This window comes from Nocardia rhizosphaerihabitans (assembly GCF_014646295.1).
Lineage (GTDB): Bacteria > Actinomycetota > Actinomycetes > Mycobacteriales > Mycobacteriaceae > Nocardia > Nocardia rhizosphaerihabitans.
In genome coordinates this window covers 369153-387032 of the sequence record NZ_BMNE01000001.1, presented here as the reverse complement: position 1 = coordinate 387032, position 17880 = coordinate 369153, and the positions used below count along the sequence as shown (strand labels likewise).

At 68.5% G+C, this 17880-nt stretch carries 17 protein-coding genes; 9 read left to right on the top strand and 8 right to left on the bottom strand.

Translation table 11 applies throughout. From position 1 onward, the window contains the following. Positions 1 to 10: 10 nt before the first annotated feature. The 6 genes from IEY60_RS01745 to IEY60_RS01720 are packed head-to-tail and all read left to right on the top strand — an operon-like array spanning position 11 to position 7508. The gene (locus IEY60_RS01745) at positions 11 to 1198 is read left to right on the top strand and encodes a phosphomevalonate kinase (protein WP_189023067.1); all 1188 of its coding nucleotides are present in this window, start codon (positions 11 to 13) and stop codon (positions 1196 to 1198) included. Next, positions 1195 to 2292, top strand: coding sequence for a type 2 isopentenyl-diphosphate Delta-isomerase (gene fni, locus IEY60_RS01740; protein ID WP_189023065.1), 1098 nt, complete (start codon positions 1195 to 1197; stop codon positions 2290 to 2292). Before IEY60_RS01745 ends, fni begins: the two co-directional genes overlap by 4 nt. Beyond that, the gene (locus tag IEY60_RS01735; protein ID WP_229739478.1) at positions 2285 to 3343 is read left to right on the top strand and encodes a hydroxymethylglutaryl-coenzyme A reductase family protein; all 1059 of its coding nucleotides are present in this window, start codon (positions 2285 to 2287) and stop codon (positions 3341 to 3343) included. The genes fni and IEY60_RS01735 overlap by 8 nt, the downstream gene beginning before the upstream one ends. Further along, on the top strand, positions 3340 to 4512 hold the full coding sequence (locus IEY60_RS01730) for a hydroxymethylglutaryl-CoA synthase (protein ID WP_189023063.1): 1173 nt from the start codon (positions 3340 to 3342) through the stop codon (positions 4510 to 4512). The genes IEY60_RS01735 and IEY60_RS01730 overlap by 4 nt, the downstream gene beginning before the upstream one ends. Before the next feature lie 9 nt (positions 4513 to 4521). Then, the gene (locus IEY60_RS01725; RefSeq protein WP_189023061.1) at positions 4522 to 6015 is read left to right on the top strand and encodes a flavin-containing monooxygenase; all 1494 of its coding nucleotides are present in this window, start codon (positions 4522 to 4524) and stop codon (positions 6013 to 6015) included. Then, positions 6012 to 7508 carry a flavin-containing monooxygenase gene (locus IEY60_RS01720; RefSeq protein WP_189023059.1) on the top strand — a complete coding sequence of 499 codons (1497 nt, stop codon included), beginning with the start codon at positions 6012 to 6014 and terminating at the stop codon, positions 7506 to 7508. Before IEY60_RS01725 ends, IEY60_RS01720 begins: the two co-directional genes overlap by 4 nt. Positions 7509 to 7561: 53 nt before the next feature. Here IEY60_RS01720 and IEY60_RS01715 read toward each other — a convergent pair whose 3' ends face one another. From IEY60_RS01715 to mftR, 7 genes are all read right to left on the bottom strand, one after another. Further along, positions 7562 to 7777, bottom strand: coding sequence for a hypothetical protein (locus IEY60_RS01715; protein ID WP_189023057.1), 216 nt, complete (start codon positions 7775 to 7777; stop codon positions 7562 to 7564). 202 nt (positions 7778 to 7979) lie between these two features. Then, complete coding sequence (locus IEY60_RS01710) at positions 7980 to 10319, bottom strand: SpoIIE family protein phosphatase (RefSeq protein ID WP_189023055.1); 2340 nt, start codon at positions 10317 to 10319, stop codon at positions 7980 to 7982. 10 nt (positions 10320 to 10329) lie between these two features. Continuing rightward, positions 10330 to 10953, bottom strand: a complete 624-nt coding sequence (locus tag IEY60_RS01705) for a PP2C family serine/threonine-protein phosphatase (protein ID WP_189023053.1) — start codon at positions 10951 to 10953, stop codon at positions 10330 to 10332. Continuing rightward, positions 10946 to 11359: an ATP-binding protein gene (locus IEY60_RS01700; protein WP_189024773.1), complete on the bottom strand. Its 414-nt coding sequence runs from the start codon at positions 11357 to 11359 to the stop codon at positions 10946 to 10948. The genes IEY60_RS01705 and IEY60_RS01700 overlap by 8 nt, the downstream gene beginning before the upstream one ends. Continuing rightward, positions 11349 to 11729 (bottom strand): STAS domain-containing protein, encoded by a 381-nt coding sequence (locus tag IEY60_RS01695; RefSeq protein ID WP_189023051.1) that lies wholly within the window; start codon positions 11727 to 11729, stop codon positions 11349 to 11351. Before IEY60_RS01695 ends, IEY60_RS01700 begins: the two co-directional genes overlap by 11 nt. A gap of 10 nt (positions 11730 to 11739) precedes the next feature. Next, positions 11740 to 12645: an STAS domain-containing protein gene (locus tag IEY60_RS01690; protein ID WP_189023050.1), complete on the bottom strand. Its 906-nt coding sequence runs from the start codon at positions 12643 to 12645 to the stop codon at positions 11740 to 11742. Positions 12646 to 12762: 117 nt separating this feature from the next. Further along, on the bottom strand, positions 12763 to 13362 hold the full coding sequence (gene mftR / locus IEY60_RS01685) for a mycofactocin system transcriptional regulator MftR (RefSeq protein ID WP_189023048.1): 600 nt from the start codon (positions 13360 to 13362) through the stop codon (positions 12763 to 12765). Between the two features lie 64 nt (positions 13363 to 13426). On the opposite strand from mftR, the gene mftE reads away from it, so the two are divergent. After that, a complete protein-coding gene (gene mftE, locus IEY60_RS01680) occupies positions 13427 to 14131 on the top strand; it encodes a mycofactocin biosynthesis peptidyl-dipeptidase MftE (RefSeq protein ID WP_189023046.1) in 705 nt (234 codons plus the stop codon). Beyond that, positions 14128 to 15345 carry a pre-mycofactocin synthase MftD gene (gene mftD / locus IEY60_RS01675; protein WP_189023044.1) on the top strand — a complete coding sequence of 406 codons (1218 nt, stop codon included), beginning with the start codon at positions 14128 to 14130 and terminating at the stop codon, positions 15343 to 15345. The genes mftE and mftD overlap by 4 nt, the downstream gene beginning before the upstream one ends. Positions 15346 to 15417: 72 nt before the next feature. Here mftD and IEY60_RS01670 read toward each other — a convergent pair whose 3' ends face one another. Next, positions 15418 to 15948, bottom strand: a complete 531-nt coding sequence (locus IEY60_RS01670; RefSeq protein ID WP_229739477.1) for a MarR family winged helix-turn-helix transcriptional regulator — start codon at positions 15946 to 15948, stop codon at positions 15418 to 15420. A 220-nt stretch (positions 15949 to 16168) separates the two neighbouring features. Here IEY60_RS01670 and IEY60_RS01665 point away from each other — a divergent pair, with 220 nt between their 5' ends. After that, the gene (locus IEY60_RS01665) at positions 16169 to 17845 is read left to right on the top strand and encodes a fumarate hydratase (RefSeq protein WP_189023042.1); all 1677 of its coding nucleotides are present in this window, start codon (positions 16169 to 16171) and stop codon (positions 17843 to 17845) included. Positions 17846 to 17880 lie beyond the last annotated feature (35 nt).

The following is a 17880-nucleotide window of genomic DNA, read 5'->3' as shown; positions in this document are numbered from 1 at the left end:
CGACGGGCCTGTGATCAGTTGTCGCGCACCAGGAAAGCTGTTCATCGCAGGTGAGTACGCCGTCGTCGAGCCCGGGCATCTCGCGGTGCTCACCGCCGTCGACCGTTATGCCACCGCCACGGTCGCCGACGCGGCTGCCGGGGTGGCAGGGGAATTCGGCACAGCGATCGGCGCGCCCGTTGGGGTGCACGAGGCGTCTGCCGCGGTGACCGGCGCGGTCGCCGGGGTGGCGGTGACGCTGCGGTCGGATCTGGACGGCGGCGTGACGCTGGACTGCGGCCGTGACGGTGAGCGTCTGGTCCCGTTGACGCCCGATGCCGTTGTGCCCGCGGCATTCGCTTATGTTTTCGCCGCAGCGTCGGTCATCGATCGTTTGCTCACCGAGCGTGGAATCCCTTCCCGCCCTTACGAAGTGGACATCGTAGCCGATCTGGGCGATGCCGACGGCCGCAAGTACGGTCTCGGCTCCAGCGCGGCCGTGACGGTGGCCACCATCGCCGCCCTCGGGCAGTTCCACGAGCTCGAACTCACGGCGATGCAGCGGTACCGGCTGGCCATGCTGGCCACCATCGCGGTCAACCCGCGCGCGTCCGGCGGCGATGTGGCCGTGAGCACCTGGGGCGGCTGGCTCGCCTACGGTTCCCCCGATCGCGCGGCCGTCGCCGAGATCGCCGCTGCCGACGGCATCGACGCCGCCGTGCATGCACCGTGGCCCGGGCTGTCCGTACGCCCGCTGCCCACGCCGACCGGACTCGCCTTGCAGGTCGGCTGGACCGGAAACCCCGCCTCCACACCGGCATTGGTCGCAGGACTCGGCACGGCCACGCGCACGCCGGGTGATCGTGCCACGTTCAACGCCCGCAGCAACGACTGCGTCCAGCGCCTGCTGACCGCGATCGAAGCCGACGACTCCGCCGCAGTCGGCAGCGAGATCGACCGCGCGCGTGAGCTTCTGCTCGACCTCGACCAGACCTCCGGACTCGGCATCATGACGCCACGCCTGCACGCGCTGTGCGCGGCGGGTATCGCCGTCGGCGCGGCGGCCAAACCGTCCGGCGCGGGCGGCGGCGACTGCGGCATCGCGCTCGTCGACCGCACCCGCACGGCCGCGATCGCCGAACTCACCGGCCGGTGGATCGCCGCCGGTATCCAGCCGCTGCCGTTGCGGACCCACCCGTTCGAAGGGGAGACCGCATGATCGCCGATCGCAAGGATGACCACGTTCGCCACGCGGTGAACCAGCGCAGCGCCGACACCGCCGCCAACGACTTCGACTGCGTCACCTTCGTCCACCACGCGCTGGCGGGCATCGACAGCGACGACGTGTCGCTGGCCGTCGATGTCGCCGGAAAGCAGTGGGCCACACCGCTCTACGTCAACGCGATGACCGGCGGCAGCGCCAAGACCGGCGAGATCAACCGCAAACTGGCCATCGCCGCTCGCGAAACCGGCATCCCCATCGCCACCGGCTCGATGAGCGCCTACTTCCGCGACCCCGCGGTCGCCGACACCTATCGCGTGCTGCGCCAGGAGAATCCGCACGGATTCGTCATGGCCAACGTCAACGCGACGGCCTCGCTGGATCAGGTGCGGCGGGCGATCGATCTGCTCGAGGCCGACGCGCTGCAGATCCACCTCAACGCCGTGCAGGAAGTCGTGATGCCCGAGGGCGACCGGTCCTTCGGATCGTGGCCCCGCCAGATCGAGCACATCACCGCCAATGTGCCGGTCCCGGTGATCGTCAAGGAAGTCGGGTTCGGCCTGAGCAGGCAGACGGTCACGTGGCTGCGCGACGCCGGAGTCTCGGTGGCCGATGTCGGTGGCCGCGGCGGCACCAACTTCGCGCGCATCGAGAACGAGCGGCGCCCGGCCGCCGACTTCGCCTTCATCGAGAGCTGGGGCCAGTCGACCCCCAACTGCCTGCTGGACAGCGCAGGCCTCGACGGGATCGGTATCGCCGCGTCCGGTGGCATCCGGTCACCGCTCGACATCGCCCGCGCGCTGGCGCTGGGCGCCGACGCTACCGGTGTGGCGGGTGCGTTCCTGGACACGATCGTGCGCCAGGACACCGACGCGCTGGTCACGCAGATCCGCACGTGGCTCGATCAGCTGCGCCAGATCCTGACCGTGCTCGGCGCCCGCACTCCGGCCGAGCTGGCCGGCTGCGACCTGCTGATCACCGGGGACGTGGCGACCTTCTGCGCACTGCGCGGCATCGACGTGGCAGCACTTGCCCACCGGAGTCCCCGGTGGCACGAATCGAACGACCGAGGAGGAGTCATCCATGAATGACATGTCGTACGCAGCGGTCCCGCTGCAGTGGGTGGGGCCCTTGCGCATTACGGGCAGTATCGTCGACGATGCCGTCGACGTCCCCTTGGCCACCTACGAAACGCCCCTGTGGCCCTCGGTCGGCCGCGGCGCCCGGATCTCCACCCTCACCGAGCGCGGCATCGTCTCGACGCTCATCGACGAGCGGATGACCCGCTCGATCCTGCTCGAAGCCGACGACGCCTACACCGCGCTCACCGCGGTCCGGCAGCTGAAGGATCGCTTCGCCGAGTTGCAGGAGGTCGTCACCGGCAGCAGCCGCTTCGCCCGCCTGATCGACCTGCACCACCAGATCAACGGCAACCTGCTGTTCCTGCGGTTCGAGTTCAGCACCGGAGACGCGTCGGGTCACAACATGGCCACCCTGGCCAGCGACCACCTGATGGACCACATCCTGGCCACGGTCTCCGGCGTGCGCTACGGCTCCATCTCCGGCAACTTCTGCACCGACAAGAAGGCCACCGCGGTCAACGGAATCCTCGGGCGCGGCAAGAACGTCGTCACCGAGCTGCTGATCCCGCGCGAGGTGGTGCAGCAGCGCCTGCACACCACCGCCAAGCAGGTGGTGGAACTCAATATCCGCAAGAACCTGATCGGCACGCTGCTGGCGGGCGGAATCCGTTCCGCCAACGCGCATTACGCCAACATGCTGCTGGCGTTCTACCTGGCCACCGGGCAGGACGCCGCGAACATCGTCGAGGGCTCCCAGGGCGTCACCCACGCCGAGGACCGCGACGGTGACCTGTACTTCTCGTGCACGCTGCCCAACCTGATCGTCGGCACCGTCGGCAACGGCAAACACGCGAGTTTCGTGGACGAGAACCTCGAGCGCCTCGGCTGCCGCGAGGACCGCGAGCCCGGCGAGAACGCCCGCCGCCTCGCCGTCATCGCCGCGGCGACCGTGCTGTGCGGCGAGCTGTCGCTGATGGCCGCACAGACCAATCGCGGTGAATTGATGCGCGCCCACACCCAATTCGAGCGGTCAACCACGAGCAACGGAACACAACGATGAATACAACTCCGGTCGGCATCCACGACCTGTCGTTCGCCACCACCCACTACGCCCTCGACCACGCCGTCCTCGCCGAAAGGCTCGGGGTGGACCGCGACAAGTTCTACCTCGGCATCGGCCAGGAGAAGATGAGCGTCGCCGCGGCCGACGAGGACATCGTCACCATCGCCGCGGCCGCCGCGCAGCCGATCATCGAGCGCCACGGCACCGACAACATCCGCACCGTGCTGCTGGCCACCGAGACCGGTGTCGACCAGTCCAAAGCCGCTGCGCTGTACCTGCATTCGCTGATCGGGCTGCCCAACGCCGCACGTGTGGTCGAGCTCAAGCAGGCCTGCTACGGCGGCACGGCGGGTCTGCAGTTCGCCGCGGGCCTGATCGCGCGCGACCCGTCGCAGCGGGTGCTGGTCATCGCCGCCGACATCGCCAAGTACGAGCTCGACACCCCGGGCGAACCGACTCAGGGCGCGGCCGCTGTCGCGATGCTCGTCAGCGCGAATCCGGCCATCCTGCAACTGGATCCGCAGTCCGGGCTCTACAGCGCCGACATCATGGACTTCTGGCGGCCCAACTACCGGACCGCCGCCATCGTCGACGGCAAGACCTCGGTCAACGCCTACCAGAAGGCGGCCCAGGAGGCGTGGACCGACTACCGCCGCCAGGGCGGGCGCGACCTGTCGGAGTTCGCCGCGTTCTGCTACCACCAGCCCTTCACCAAGATGGCCTACAAGGCGCACCGCCACCTGCTCGAGAGCCAGGGCCACACCGTCGACGCCGCCGAGATCGAGGCCGCGATCGGCGACACCACCCTCTACAACCGCACGGTCGGCAACAGCTACACCGCCTCGCTCTACCTCGGCTTGGCCTCGCTGCTCGACCACGCGGGCGATCTGACCGACCGGGCGCTGGCCATGATCAGCTACGGATCGGGCAGCGTCGCCGAATTCTTCAGCGGCACAGTGCAGCCCGGCTACCGCGAGCACCTGCGGACCGAGGCCAACCGGGCGGCGATCAGCTCTCGGGAGCTGCTGGACTACGACCACTACCTGCAGCTGCACGAGGCCACCTCGCCCAGCGACGGCGCGTACCACGCCATGCCGGAGGAAACCCGACGCCCATACCGGCTGGCCGCCGTCTCCGGCCACAAACGCATCTACGAATCCCGCTGAGGTCGCCACATGAGCAGTAGCAACACGTCGACGTCGCGGCGGCACATCCAGGTCATGATCATCGGCAGCGGACTGTCCGGACTCGGCACGGCCATCCGGCTGAGCCAGCGGGGCGTGACCGACTACCTCGTCGTCGAACGCGGCGCCGACGTGGGCGGTACCTGGCGTGACAACACCTATCCGGGGGCGGGCTGCGACGTACCGTCCCACCTCTACTCGTATTCGTTCGCGCTGAACCCGCACTGGTCCCGCTCGTTCTCGCCGCAAGCCGAGATCGAGCAGTACCTGCGGCAGGTGGCCGACCGCTACGGCGTGCGCGACAAGCATCTGTTCGACACCACGATGACAGCCGCGCGCTGGATCGATGCCGACGGCCGGTGGGAGGTCGACACCAGCAACGGTGCCTTCACCGCCGACTTCGTGGTGTCGGCCGCCGGCGTGCTCGCCGAGCCGAATGTTCCCGATATCAAGGGGATCTCGAGCTTCGAGGGCGAGATCTTCCATTCGGCGCGCTGGAACCACGACGCGAGCTTGGCGGGCAGGAAAGTCGCCGTCATCGGCACCGGCTCCTCCGCGGTCCAGATCGTCCCGTCGATCGCACCGCAGGTCGAGCGACTCGATGTGTACCAGCGCACCGCGACCTGGGTGATGCCGCAGCTGAATCGGCCCTACCTGGCGCCGGAGCGCTTCGCCTTCCAGCATGTTCCAGGCCTGCAGCGGATGATCAGGGCGTTGATCTACATCGCCCGCGAGGCATTCGTCGTGACCCAGGTGAAGCTCCCGTGGACCGGCCTGCTGCTGGAAACGGTCGGGCGGGTGAAGATGTGGCTCGAGATCCGGGACCCGGAGAAGCGGCGCAAGGTTCTGCCCAAGCACCGCATCGGCTGCAAGCGCATGCTGGTGTCGAACAAGTTCTACGGCGCGCTCGACCGCGACAACGTCGATCTCGTCACCGACGGTATCGCCGAGGTGCGCGCGCGCTCGATCGTGACCGAGGACGGCACCGAGCGTGAAGTCGACGCCATCGTGCTGGCCACCGGCTTCCACGTCGCCGATTCGCCGACGTTCAACCTCTATACCGGCCGTGACGGCCGGACGGTGTCGGAGGCGGCCGACGCCGAGGGCTACCAGATGTACAAGGGCACCACGGTCGCCAACTTCCCCAACATGTTCTTCATGCTTGGCGCCAACTCCGGGCTGAACTACACCTCGCTGATCTACATCATCGAGTCCCAGATCAACTACGTCGTCGACGCGGTGACCACGATGCGCCAGCGAAACCTGCAGTCGTTCGAGGTCAAGCTGGACGCACAGCACGAATACAACCGCGGGCTCGCGCCCAAGATGGCCCGCACCGTGTGGGTCACCGGCGGCTGCACCAGCTGGTTCCTCGACAAGCACGGCAACAACTCCGCGCTGTGGCCGGACTTCAGCTTCCGATACCGGAAGCTGGTGCGCGCGTTCGACATCGAGGCCTACGAAACCACGGCGAAGACGCCGTGACCGAGATTCCCCGCCGCCACGTGCGGGTGGCGATCATCGGGGCCGGGTTCGCCGGGCTCGGCGTGGCCATGCGGCTACGCCGGCTCGGGATCACCGACTTCGTCGTGTTCGAGCGCGCGAGTGACATCGGTGGCACCTGGCGTGACAACACCTATCCCGGCGCGGGCTGCGATGTTCCGTCCCAGCTCTATTCGTATTCGTTCGCGCCGAATCCGAACTGGACGCACTCGTTCTCGACGCAGCCGCAGATCCAGCAGTATGTGCAGGACGTCGTCGACCGCGCGGGGGTGCGCGAGGCGATCCTGCTCGACTGCGAGGTGACCGACGCGCGCTGGAACAGCGCGACCGCGCGCTGGGATATCCGGACCGGCAAGGGCGCGTTCACCGCCGACATCACGGTGTCGGCGGCGGGTCCGCTGAGCGCGCCGAAGTTGCCGGAGATCAAGGGCATCAGCACGTTTCGCGGTGCGCTGTTCCATTCCGCGCGGTGGGATCACGACGTCGATCTGGCCGGTAAGCGGGTCGCGGTCGTCGGTACCGGCGCCTCGGCCATCCAGATCGTGCCGTCGATCGCGGGCGAGGTCGGCAGGCTCGACCTGTACCAGCGCAGCGCGCCCTGGGTGCTGCCCCGCCTCGGCCACCGGTACACCCTGCTGGAACGCCTCGCCTACCGGCATGTCCCCGGGGCACAACGGGTCGCCCGCGCCGGCGTCTACTGGCTGCGTGAGTCCTTCGTGCTCTGGCAGTCGAAATACCCGCCGCTGGCCGACTTCTTCGCCTTCGGCGCTCGCCTGAAGCTGTGGTGGGTGATCCGGGACGCGGCGCTGCGGCGCAAGCTCACCCCGGCCTACCGGTTGGGCTGCAAGCGGATGCTGATCTCGAACGAGTACTACCCGGCGCTGGCGCGCGAGAATGTCGAGGTCGTGACCGACGGCATCGAGGAGATCAGAGAGCACTCGATCGTCGCGAACGACGGCACCGAGCGCGAGGTCGACGCGATCGTGCTGGCGACGGGGTTCCGGATCACCGACTCGCCGACCTATGACCTGATCAGCGGCCGGGACGGGCGCACCCTGGCGGAGGTGTTCGGTGCCGACGGTCTCAGCGTGTACAAGGGCACCACGATCGCGAACTTCCCGAATCTGTTCCTGATGATCGGCCCGAACGCCGCCTTGAGCTACACCTCGGCGGTGTTCACCATCGAATCGCAGATCAATTACATCCTCGATGCGATCACGACGATGGACGCTGCGGGCCTGCGGACCGTCGAAGTCCGCGAACAGGCACAGGCCGACTACAACCGGGACCTGCAGACCAAATTCGCGGGAACCGTCTGGAACGGCGATTGCACCAGCTGGTTCGTCGACGAACGGGGCGAGCATTCCCGCCTGTGGCCGGACTTCAGCTTCCGATTCCATCGGATGCTGCGTTCCTTCGATGTCGAGGCCTACGAGACGACCACGCACAGCGAGCAGGCCGCGACGACCTCCTGAGACAGCTGCCCCCGGGACGGCGCTTGGCCCTCCCGGGGGTCAGTGCTGCGCTACTACGCGGCGGCCGACAGCGTTTCGACCAACGTCACGATTACATCGAGGAGGTCACCGAGAAAAGCAGAAAACATGAATCTCTCCTTTCGGTCGGATGATCGTCCCGCAGGCGTGCACGAAATCGACGTGCGAATGTCGACTTCTTCGAAGCTGTAGAGACTGGCGAAACTCTGCAATTCAGATTGCGGGGAGATCGCTGGAATTTTCTGGGTCACACCGGGATGGTGTGGAATCGCGTTCACACCGTAGCAAACGTGGTTTCACGCGTTCAAGGATCGTGAGTACTGCTAACGGAATCTTGTATTTCTACTGAATGGCCTGGTCAGGGCGCTTATTTGCGATGGACGCCGATTTGGACCCGGTCACGGAATGTCGATGTGACCGGCTGTCCTCGTCGCCGCGGCGGGTTCCCGGCTGTTATCGGAATGTATTGTTGGGTGACTGTTCGGGTGCGCGCGTGGACCCACGCAGGGGATTTGCTGTCGGAAATGTGATCGACGGCAGGGTCACCCACATGCGGACCCGGGTGCCGTTCTCGTCGTGACTGAATTCCAGATCCTCGGTCAGTACCCGCATCATCTCCACGCCGCGGCCGCGATAACCGGGATCGGTCGGTGTGGGAATCCAGCGGCCGAAGTCGCTGATCTCGATGACCACGCGGTCGCCTTCGCACGTCGCGGTGAGCGTGACGCGCCCGGGCTCGGTATCGCGGTAGGCGTGCTCGACACTGTTACTACACGCCTCGTTGGCGGCGGCGACCAGATCGGCGGACAGGTCGTGCGGGACGGCGGCGGTCGCGAACCAGCGGTAGAGGTTGCGCCGCAGGCCGGTCAATTCCGATGCGGCAGCGGGGATGTCGAGGTGCAGCGGCTCTGGCGGCTGCCGGTAGACGACCATCGCGACGTCGTCGTCGTAGCCCGCGGGCGGACACAGCCGGGACAGGACGGCGTCGGCGACATCGCGGGGGAGTGCGCCGCCGGTCTCGCTGAGCACGCCGGCGATCTTGACGAAGCCCTCTTCGATGTCGTACCCACGCTGCTCGACGAGCCCGTCGGTGAACAGCACCAGGGTCGCGCCCGGCGGCAGCGCCGTGGTGGCCTCCGGCCTGCGCGGGGTGTCGAAGGTGGCCAGTGGCACAGCACGTCCGCCTTCGAGGACCCGGCCCGGTCCGCCGGGCGGCGCGAGGACGGGGGGCATATGCCCGGCGTTGGAGTAGCGGACCATGCCGCGCTCCGGATCGAGCACGGCCGCGCACACGGTGGTGCACATGGCGCCGGGGATCCGGGCGGCGACGGCGTCGAGCTCGGCCAGCAGCTGTGCGGGACCGGCGCCGCGGAGCAGCAGAGCCCGTGCCGCCGTCCGCAATTGGCCCATCACCACCGCGGCCGACAGGCCACGGCCGACGCAGTCGCCGACCACGACACCGATGGTGCCGTCCCGCAACGGCACCACGTCGTACCAGTCGCCGCCGATCTCGAGCGGCGGCAACGCGGGCTCGTAGTGCACCGAGAAGCGCGGCGGCAGCTCGATCGGGCCGAGCATCGCACGCTGCAGGGTGAGCGAGGTCGCGCGGGCCTGATCGAAGTTGCGGGCACGCTGCAGCGCGACACTGAGATGTCCGACCAGCAGTGAATACAGCGCCCAGTCGGCCGCGCTGATCGCGCGCGGCGCACCGAAACGCACCCACAGCGCGGCATCGCCGGTCTCGCCGAGCGGCGCGATCACGGCGTCGACGCCGCCTTCCTCGCCGGTGATGGCCGAGAGGCCGCGCGCAGGCTGCCTGCGCGAGCGATCGAGCAGCGTCCGCACCTCGTCGTCGAGGACGACCCGGCGTGTGGGGTCCGAGACCGGAGCGGCGACGAATCGCGGTGCGCCCTCGATGCTTTCGGTGGCAGGAGGGTCGGGGAACGGCGGCTCGCCGCAGGAATACACGTCCGGCTGCCCGGTCCGGCTCGGCCACACCGCGACGAGCGCGGTCTGCGCGCCCATCGTCCGGCGCAACTCGTCGAGCCCGACCGCGAGCACCTCCACCATGCTCGTCGCCGCGCCCACCGCGGTGGCCAGTCGTGAGGCCGCCTGATCGCGGGCCTGCGCATCGTGTTCGGCGGTGACGTCGCGCACGGTGCCGACGAAGATCTGCTCGTTGTTCTCCTGCCTCACCAGCGAGCTGGCGCTGACCGCCAGCCAGCGCTCCCGGCCGTCACGGTGACGCACCGGCATCACGAAACGCGATGCCTCCGTACCGATCTGGGGATAGCCCGGCTTGTCCGACAGCGCCCACGGATGGGGCAGCCGGTACGGCACGTCGTCGGCGCCGTACCCGGTGAGCACCCCGAACGCCGAGTTCACCTCGACGATGGTGCCCTGTGAATCGGCGACGAAGAACCCGTCCTGCAGCGACTCCACCAGCGCGGTGCGGAACGCGTCGCGGCCCGCCAGATCCTCGGCCCGCGAGCGCTGCTGCTCGTAGCGGCGGGTGCCGTCGAGATAGCCGCGGGTGGCGATGTCGAGCGCGGCCATCGTCTGCAGCAGGAACTCCAGCGCCACCTCGGCGCTGCGTGGATCCCCCTCGGTGCCGGTGTACTCCGCGACCGCCCGGAAATGGTGCTCGGTGAGGTCGAGCAAACTGATGCCCTCGACGAGGGCACGTCTGCCGAGGTCGTAGCCGTCGGTCAGGCCCGCCTGGCCGGGCGCGGCGACGTGGCGGCGCAAGGCAGCCGAGTAGTCGTCCAGAAATGCGGCCAGGCCAGCGGTCATCGGCAACCTTTCACGGGCAGGCTCCGCGGAAGCGGGCCGCGAGCACGAGTGCGTCGTCGGTGTCCTTGGCGTCGCGGGCGAGTAGATCGCCCGCGATCGCGGTGGCGGGGCGGGCCAGGTCGATCGACTCGGGGCCGACCGAGACGATCCCGTCGGTCGCCATCAGCAACAGGTCGCCGGGGCGGATCGGCAGCGTCTGCGGTTGCAGATGCGAGGGCAACCGGTAGCCGACGATACCGCCGGTGAGCAGCATCGTCGCCCGGAGTTCCGGACCTGCCGGGCCAAGCGTCAGCAGCCGCGACTCGACATTGCCGACACCGAGCCACTGCAACGTCTCGCCAGGACCCATCAGCGCCAACGAGACCGCGGCGCCGCGGGTTTCGACCATCGCGCGATGACACAGCACCATCAGCACATCCAGCGGTTCGCCGCGGTTGTCGGACAGGATGACCATCGCGCGGTCGGCCGCGTCGGCCGCCGCCGCGCCGTGCCCGAGCCCGTCGAGCACGCCGAAGAGCGCGCCGCCGTCGCCGGTGTCGAGGACGACGGCACGATCACCGGAGACTTCCTGGCCGGGCAGTGCCCGACCGGCCGTCGACCACTCCGTGCGGCCGATAATCCCGTCTTCATGCACCGTCGGGTACCCACTTCCACATCTCGATCAACGTCCCGCGACCCGGGGCGGAATCGATGGTGAGCCGGTCCATCAGCCTGCGTGCGCCGGGCAGGCCGAGACCGAGGCCACGGCCGGTGGAGTAACCGTCCTCCAGTGCACGAGGGATGTCTCTGATGCCGGGACCCTGGTCCTCGGCCTGGACGACGAGCGCGCGTCTGCCCTCGCGCAGGTCGACGAGCAAGCGAATCTCCCCGCTGCCCGCGTAACTGGTGATGTTGCGGGCGATTTCGGAGATGGCGGTGGAGATCATGGTGCGGTCGGTGAGAGTGAAGCCGAGTGTTGCTGCCAGTTCGTGTCCGGCCTGCCGGGCGATGACGATGTCACCGGACACCTTGACCGCGATCGCCACCTGCTCAGCGGCCACTGTCACGGCCGTCTCGTCGACGCGGGTGCCGGTTCAGCCAGGCGAGGCCTTCTTCCAGATCCAGCGCGGTGTGCATGTCCTCGAAGGTCAGGCCGAGCTGCACCATCGCGAAGGCGACCTCGGGCTGTAGACCGACGATGACGGTCTCCGCGCCGCGCAGCTGGGTCATGTGCGCGATGGTGCGCAGCGAGCGCGCGGCGAAGGAGTCCATGACGTCGATCGCGGTGACGTCGACGACGATGCCGGTCGCCCGGTAGTAGCTGACCTGCTTCATCAGGTCGTCCTGGAGTCGCTCGGTATCGGCGTCGGTCAAGGCCGACTGCACGGAAGCGATCAGGAACGTGCCCTGTTTGAGAATGGGTACCGGCATGGTGGCCTGTTCAGCGCCCGTCTCGCTCGCTCAGACGCTCGGTGCCACGGGAGACCTCGTAGCCGAGCAGCCGCTCGGCCTCTTCGATACCGCCCTGCAGGTCGCCGACCGCGTTCATCTTGGACAGATCCAGGCCGATGGTGACCAGCGTGAGTGCGATCTCCGAGGACAGGCCGGTGATGATGACGTTGGCGCCCATCAGGCCCGACGCGTCGACGGTCTGCACGAGGTGGTTGGCCACCACCGAGTCGATCGCGGGCACACCGGTGATGTCGATGACGACGACCTTGGCGCGATTGGCGCGGATGGCGCGCAGCAGCTGCTCGGTGAGCTGGCGGGCGCGCTGCGAGTCGAGCACACCGATGATCGGCAGGATGAGCAGTTGCTCGCGCACCTGCAGCACCGGCGTCGACAGCTCGCGAATGGCTTCCTGCTGCTGGCGGATGACGCGCTCGCGCTCCTGCACGAACGAGATGGCCACGGTGCTCGCGATGCGGTTGGCCGCGGGTTCGTAGGCGTCGAGGACCTGGTTGAGCAGGTCGAAGTCGGCCTGGTACTTCTCGAACAGTGAGCGGGCGAGGACGTCGCGCAGGAGCAGGACGATACCGAGGACCTCGTCGGTCTCGACGCCTCGCGGAATGATGCGCTCGGACAGGTCGCGCGCATAGGCCTGCAGGGCCTCGACGCTACCGGTGACCAGCACCTCGACGTAGTTGTCGTACATCGAGGTGGCCTCGGAGAAGATCTCCTCCGGGGTCATCGCGGTCAGGAGTTCCGCCTCGGTGATGCGCCGCGCCCACTCCTCGCGCAGTCCGGTGCGGTTCTGCCGGAGGTGCTCGACCAGTTGCGGCAGCAAGTTGTCTACCGGGCGCGCCGGCAGCGAATCCGCCGAAAGACTCATGGACACCTCGGACATGGAAACTCCTGCCCCTTTCGACGGACATTCTCGGTGCGCACAGCGCGCGTTGACCCGAGCCTACTCATACCCCAACCCTGATGCCGCCCAAACCTGCGGGTTTTCGCCGCGCGCGGGCTACTCCGGGGCGAACCCGCGTTCCAGGGCACGCAGCGCGCGGTCGAGATAGACCGTCAGATCGGCGTCACCGCGCTCGAGCCAGGCGTCGAAGGCGGCCCGCGCCGCGGCCAACGTGGTGCGCCCGACGGCAAGGGGGACCAGGTCGCCCGCGGTGGTGCCGAGCCGGCGGGCGGCGAACTCGCCGACCGCGCGTTCCCAGGCGTCGTAGTGCGCGCCCGCGCCGGCCGAGAGCGCGGGGACGCCGGAGACCAGGCGCATCCTGGTGCGCAGCTCGGGGATGTCTTCGGCGCGATATCTGTTGGCCGCCACCACGATTCGGCGCACCGCGGCCATCATCGGCTCGTCGTCGGGTACCGCGGCGAAGGCGGCGCGCAGGTCGGCGACCTCGTTGTCGAACTGGTGCCAGAGCACCTCGGCCTTGCTGGGGAAGTACCGGAAGAAGGTGCGTTCGCTGACACCGGCCTCGGCCGCGATGCGTTCGACGGTGATGTCGTCGAACCCGTGCTCGGCGAACAACTTCATCGCGATGACTTCGAGTTCACGGCGCGTGGTGCGCGGTGGGCGACCGCGATGAGCGCGCGGTGTCGGGGCTGACATGGATACAGACTAGGGACTCGGCGCGCTCTTGATTATGTCAGTGACTGTCGTTAATGTCGGAACCATGTTCGTGGCCCACCTCACATGGCCCGAGGCGGGCACATGTGCCGCCGCGGGAGTGATCCTGGTCATCCCGCTCGGCGCCACCGAGCAGCACGGCCCCCACCTGCCCCTGTCCACCGACACCGATATCGCCGCCGCCGTGTGCGCCCGGGTCGCCGCCGAGCGGGCCGATGTCGTGGTCGCGCCCGCTGTGCCCTACGGCGCCAGCGGTGAGCACGCCGGGTTCGCGGGCACCCTGTCGATCGGGCAGGCCGCGCTGGAACTGCTTGTCGTCGAGCTGTGCCGGTCGGCCACCGACACCTTCTCGCGGATCGTGCTGGTCAACGGACACGGCGGCAATGTCGAGGCGCTGCGCCGCGCGGTGGCGCTGCTGCGGTCGGAGTCACGCGATGTGCGGCTGTTCTCGCCCGGCTACGGCGGCGACCCGCACGCGGGCCGCACCGAAACCTCGATCCAGCTCGCGCTGTCGCCGGAGCACGTGCGCGCCGAGCTGGCCGAACCGGGGGACCGGCGCCCGCTGATCGACCTGCTGCCGCTGCTGCGCGCGGGCGGCGTCCGGGCCGTGAGCCCCAACGGAATTCTCGGCGACCCCACCGGGTCGAGCGCCGACGAAGGCGCCGCGCTGTTGCGCGCGGCCACCACCGCACTACTGGAAGACCTGGGCCGATGGTGGCCACAGGATCGTGAGGAAGGACCACTTCGATGAACCCCTGGTTCGAGACCGTCGCCGAGGCGCAGCGCCGCGCCCGCAAGCGCCTGCCGAAATCGGTGTACGGGGCGCTGATCGCGGGCTCCGAGCGCGGCCAGACCATCGAGGACAACCAGACCGCCTTCACCGAACTCGGCTTCGCCCCGCACTGCGCGGGCCCGATCGGCGAGCGCGACCAGTCGACCACCGTGCTCGGCCAGCAGCTGTCGATGCCGGTGATGATCTCGCCGACGGGCGTGCAGGCGGTGCACCCCGACGGTGAGGTCGCCGTCGCCAGGGCGGCTGCCGCGCGCGGCATCGCGATGGGCCTGAGCTCGTTCGCGAGCAAGCCGATCGAAGAGGTCATCGCGGCCAACCCGTCCACGCTGTTCCAGCTGTACTGGTGTGGCAACAAGGATCAGATCCTCGAGCGGATGGCCAGGGCGAAGGCGGCGGGCGCGGTCGGGCTCATCCTCACCCTGGACTGGTCGTTCTCGCACGGCCGGGACTGGGGCAGCCCGGTCATCCCGGAATCGCTGAACCTGCGCACCATGATGAAGTTCGCGCCGCAGACCCTGGCCCGCCCGCGCTGGCTGGCCACCTACCTGCGCTCGGGCTCCATCCCCGACCTCACCGCACCCAACATGGCGGTCGGTGGCGGCGCTGCCCCCGGCTTCTTCGGCGCCTACGGCGAATGGATGCAGACACCGGCGCCGGATTGGGACGACGTCGCCTGGATCTGCGAGCAGTGGGACGGTCCGGTGCTGCTCAAGGGCGTGATGCGGGTCGACGACGCGCTGCGCGCGGTCGACGCGGGCGTGGCGGGCATCTCGGTGTCCAACCACGGCGGCAACAACCTCGACGGCACCCCCGCCGCGATCCGGGCGCTGCCGGTGCTCGCCGACGCGGTCGGCGACCAGATCGAGGTCGTGCTCGACGGCGGTATCCGCCGCGGCAGCGACGTCGTCAAGGCCGTGGCGCTGGGCGCCCGCGCGGTGCTGATCGGCCGCGCCTACCTGTGGGGCCTGGCCGCCAACGGGCAGGCGGGCGTGGAGAACGTGCTCGACATCCTGCGCGGCGGTATCGATTCGGCGCTGCTCGGCCTGCGCAAGACCTCGATCGCCGACCTCGACCGCGGCGACATCATCGTGCCCGCCGGTTTCGAACGAGCCCTCGGCGTGCCCGCCGACCTCGAACGACCGCTCACCACAGCGGATCTCGTCCAGCAGTAGCACCTGCCCCGCCGGCGGCGGGTCTCGTCTACGACGAGGTCCGTCGCCGCGGTCGTTCGCGGTCGCGGGCGCCTAGGCCAGATCCGCGGCGGGCTCGTCGGACGGCTGTGCCGGGGCGCCGCGCCCGGTCGGCCCGAATCCGTCTGCCGCACTGCGGTGATGGTTGATCAGCACGTCGTAGATCTCGGCGAGCGCGGCGAGCTGGCCACGATCGAGCACGTCGATCATGTGCCGCCGCACGCTGCGTACGTGCGCCGGCGCCGCGGTCGTGAGGAGTTGCCCGCCCGCCGTGGTCAGCCGGGCGACGGTGCGGCGTTGATCGTGCGGCATCGTCTCCCTGGCCACCAGCCCGCGCTTCTGCATGCGGGTGATCTGATGCGAGAGCCTGCTCTGCGACCACTCGAGCGCGCCGGCCAGATCGGCGAAGGTCAGCCGCTGGCCCGGTGCGTCGGCCAGATAGACCAGCACGGAGTACTCCACCCAGCTGAGGTTCGCTGCCCGGCCCGCGTCACGCCCGATCGCCGCGGCGATCAGGTCGCGGGTCCGGACATAGCCCAGCCAGGCACGCATTTCGACATCATCGAGCCACTGTGGATCGGTCACGATCGAGCTCCAGATTCTCCGGTGCAGGCTTCGGATTGGAACGGTGCACGCCCCGCCACCGTCCGGAGAATGGGTAGCACCGTTTGGGTTGAACGTGCAACCTCGATCTTGGTTCAGGCAATTGTCGTGCGTCACATAGGGTTGCCTAACCAGCAGGTGGGTGCGGGTGGTGGATAGGCTTCCGAGTGCTTTGTGACCAGCCACCCGAGGAGTGCGATTCGTGACCGCGCCGGAGTTCCGCTATTCCGATCTGCTGCCGATCGGCGCCGACGACACGCCGTACCGCTTGCTCACCACCGAGGGGGTCAGCACCTTCGAGCACAACGGTCGCACCTTCCTGCAGGTCGAGCCCGAAGCGCTGCGGCTGCTCACCGAGACGGCGATCCACGACATCAGCCACTACCTGCGCCCCGCGCACCTGCGGCAGCTGCGCAAGATCATCGACGATCCGGAGTCCTCGGGTAACGACCGCTTCGTCGCGCTGGACCTGCTCAAGAACCTCAACATCTCCGCGGGCGGCGTGCTGCCGATGTGCCAGGACACCGGCACCGCGATCGTGATGGGCAAGAAGAGCGAGGGTGTGCTGACCGGTGTCGACGACGCCGAGTGGATCAGCCGCGGCGTGTTCGACGCCTACTCCACGCTGAACCTGCGCTACTCCCAGCTCGCCCCGATCACCATGTGGGACGAGAAGAACACCGGCTCCAACCTGCCCGCGCAGATCGAGCTGTACTCGACCGAGGGCGACGCCGACAACCCGGTCTACAAGTTCCTGTTCATGGCCAAGGGTGGCGGTTCGGCCAACAAGTCGTTCCTGTACCAGGAGACCAAGGCCGTCCTGAACCCCGAGCGGATGCTCCAGTTCCTCGACGAGAAGATCCGCTCGCTGGGCACCGCGGCCTGCCCGCCCTACCACCTCGCGGTGGTCATCGGCGGCACCAGCGCCGAATTCGCCTTGAAGACAGCGAAGTACGCCTCGGCGCACTACCTGGACAACCTGCCCACCGAGGGCTCGATCACCGGGCACGCGTTCCGTGATCTCGAGCTCGAGGAAGAGGTCTTCCAGCTCACCCGTGAATTCGGCATCGGCGCGCAGTTCGGCGGCAAGTACTTCTGCCACGACGTGCGGGTGGTCCGCCTGCCCCGCCACGGCGCCTCCTGCCCGGTCGCCATCGCGGTGTCCTGCTCGGCCGACCGCCAGGCGCTGGCCAAGATCACCAAGGACGGCATCTTCCTGGAGCAGCTGGAAACCGAACCGGCCCAGTATCTTCCGGAGCAGACCGAGGACATCCTCGGCGGCGACGTGGTGAAGATCGACCTCAACCGCCCGATGGACGAGATCCGCGCCGAACTGTCGAAATACCCGGTGAAGACCCGGCTTTCGCTCACCGGCCCGCTGGTCGTGGCCCGCGACATCGCGCACGCCAAGATCAAGGAGCGCCTCGACGCGGGCGAGCCGATGCCGCAGTACCTGCGCGACATGGCCGTCTACTACGCGGGCCCGGCCAAGACCCCCGAGGGCTACGCGTCGGGCTCCTTCGGCCCCACCACCGCGGGCCGCATGGACTCCTACGTCGACCAGTTCCAGGCCGCAGGGGGCTCGATGGTCATGCTGGCCAAAGGCAACCGCTCCGCCCAGGTCACCAAGGCCTGCAACGAGCACGGCGGCTTCTACCTCGGCTCGATCGGCGGCCCCGCCGCCCGCCTCGCCCTGGACTGCATCAAGAACGTCGAGGTCCTGGAATACCCCGAGCTCGGCATGGAAGCCGTCTGGAAGATCGACGTCGAGGACTTCCCCGCCTTCATCGTCGTCGACGACAAGGGCAACGACTTCTTCGCCGAAACCTCCAAGCCCATCGCCCTGCGCGTGCGCACCCGCTCCAAGGAACGCGTGTAATCGGTCGCAGAGCCCGAAGACCCCGGCCTCGCCAC

Bases quoted from the DNA above. Each gene is read 5' to 3' on its own strand.
- fni (WP_189023065.1), top strand. From the start codon at position 1,195: ATGATCGCCGATCGCAAGGATGACCACGTTCGCCACGCGGTGAACCAG.
- IEY60_RS01730 (WP_189023063.1), top strand. From the start codon at position 3,340: ATGAATACAACTCCGGTCGGCATCCACGACCTGTCGTTCGCCACCACC.
- IEY60_RS01710 (WP_189023055.1), bottom strand. From the start codon at position 10,319: ATGACCGCTGGCCTGGCCGCATTTCTGGACGACTACTCGGCTGCCTTG.
- mftD (WP_189023044.1), top strand. From the start codon at position 14,128: ATGAACCCCTGGTTCGAGACCGTCGCCGAGGCGCAGCGCCGCGCCCGC.
- mftR (WP_189023048.1), bottom strand. From the start codon at position 13,362: ATGTCAGCCCCGACACCGCGCGCTCATCGCGGTCGCCCACCGCGCACC.
- IEY60_RS01695 (WP_189023051.1), bottom strand. From the start codon at position 11,729: ATGCCGGTACCCATTCTCAAACAGGGCACGTTCCTGATCGCTTCCGTG.
- mftE (WP_189023046.1), top strand. From the start codon at position 13,427: ATGTTCGTGGCCCACCTCACATGGCCCGAGGCGGGCACATGTGCCGCC.
- IEY60_RS01725 (WP_189023061.1), top strand. From the start codon at position 4,522: ATGAGCAGTAGCAACACGTCGACGTCGCGGCGGCACATCCAGGTCATG.
- IEY60_RS01690 (WP_189023050.1), bottom strand. From the start codon at position 12,645: ATGTCCGAGGTGTCCATGAGTCTTTCGGCGGATTCGCTGCCGGCGCGC.
- IEY60_RS01735 (WP_229739478.1), top strand. From the start codon at position 2,285: ATGAATGACATGTCGTACGCAGCGGTCCCGCTGCAGTGGGTGGGGCCC.